Annotated in this window: 2 protein-coding genes and 1 pseudogene; all 3 read left to right on the top strand. The window is 49.4% G+C overall.

Annotated features, from left to right (window positions below; all coding sequences use genetic code 11):
* Positions 1-536, top strand: a 536-nt coding sequence (locus H7U37_RS14780; RefSeq protein ID WP_477742906.1) for a hypothetical protein, incomplete at its 5' end; no start/stop codon positions are given.
* Positions 536-1,192 (top strand): hypothetical protein, encoded by a 657-nt coding sequence (locus H7U37_RS14775; protein WP_148320743.1) that lies wholly within the window; start codon positions 536-538, stop codon positions 1,190-1,192. The genes H7U37_RS14780 and H7U37_RS14775, both read left to right, overlap by 1 nt.
* Positions 1,189-1,579 (top strand): annotated as a pseudogene (locus H7U37_RS14770) (site-specific DNA-methyltransferase); the annotation flags it as partial. The gene H7U37_RS14775 and the pseudogene H7U37_RS14770, both read left to right, overlap by 4 nt.

The following is a 1,579-nucleotide window of genomic DNA, read 5'->3' as shown; positions in this document are numbered from 1 at the left end:
ACGCCGTGCTGTGCGGTTTGACGGATAGCGGCAAGGCCCTGGACGATGCAGCTTGTCGCAGCATCTTTGACTTACCGGTGGAGAGCTACACCGAGGATGAGCGGAGATCCCCCCACTGGTTAAAAGGAACCAGCCGCCCCCACCCGCTGGATCGGCTGGTGCCGAGTGATAAGATGATGGCGGAGCAGCTGGAGCGCCTTTCGCCTGCCCAGGCCGAGGAAATGGAGCGGATGAAGCAGCAAGTGTCCGCTGATAAGGCGGCATTGAGCCGAGAACTGAACACCCTGGACAGCCAGGTACAGCAGGCGCAGGCGGAGCTGGAGGCCGTCACCGGCGACCGGCTGAAACGGCTGTCTGCGCAGAAAAGAGTAACCCAGCTTCGGCAGGAGTACATGAAGCGGCAGGAGAGCCAGTTTTTTGACGCCATGCGGCTTGACATGGAGCTGGAAGAAAAAATGAAATCCTTTGCCGACAGGGAAAAGCTGACGGCAAAGGTACAGCGGGAATTTGTGGTGACAATACGGAGAAATATTTAATGGAAACTGCTGATATTATAACTTTAATTGGAATTATTATTACTGCTGTGCTTGCCGGAGCAAACTTGGTGACAGCGTTTTTCAATCAACGGCAGTCGCAAGGGTATAATCTCCGCATGGCAGATTATGAGCGTCGGTATGTTCAGCTCACTGATAATGTTTCCCAATATATTTCTATGCTTGACGCTCATTGGCTAAGCTTTATGGCCTTAAACGAGGAAGAGTACGAAGGGAAAGATGCCGAAGTATATGAGCGGTATCACCAGATGGAGACGGCACACTACAAAATAAAGTTGCTTCTCAGTAATGAAAATCAATTTTTTCAAGAGTTTTGTACTATCTTGGATGATTCATTGGCGGTTGCAGATAAAGTCAGGTTTAGCAATTCAGTTGCGGAATTATGTTCCAATGGATTGCGGAACCCAGATGGATTTCTGGATGCCTATAAAAAAGTGTTGGAGCGCAAAGAAGATTTGACTGGTGTTGTGCCCGCCTCTGATGCCATAGATGCTGCGAAGGAATACAGAGATACACATATAAGACAATTCCTTTTGGCGGCAGAAAATCTTGTATCATTTCGGGAACGGTTGGTTTCAATTACTCAAAAATATCTGGAATGTGAGAAGGAACGAGTTTTGGAGGGACAAGGAAAATGATTGAGCATACAATGGACGGACTTTCCATGAACATAGAACAAACCAACCTGGACAAGCTGCGCTCCCTGTTCCCGGAGTGCGTCAGCGAGGGCAAGTTGGACATTGACAAGCTGCTTTCTCTGTGCGGCGAATACATTGATAACGATTTTGAAAAATATCGGTTTGAGTGGAAGGGTAAGGCAGATTGTCTGCGGCTGGCCCAGAAACGTTCCACCGGCACTCTGCGCCCCTGCCCGGAGGAAAGCGTAGACTGGGACACCACCCAGAATCTCTATATCGAGGGCGACAACCTGGAGGTTTTGAAGCTGCTGCAAACGGCCTACTACCGCAAGGTGAAGATGATTTACATCGACCCGCCCTACAATACCGGCAACGATTTTGTCTATG

The organism is Pseudoflavonifractor phocaeensis (genome assembly GCF_016901735.1).
Classification (GTDB): domain Bacteria; phylum Bacillota; class Clostridia; order Oscillospirales; family Oscillospiraceae; genus Pseudoflavonifractor_A.
Note: the sequence above shows the minus strand (reverse complement) of the source record. Positions and strands in the feature narration are given on the sequence as shown.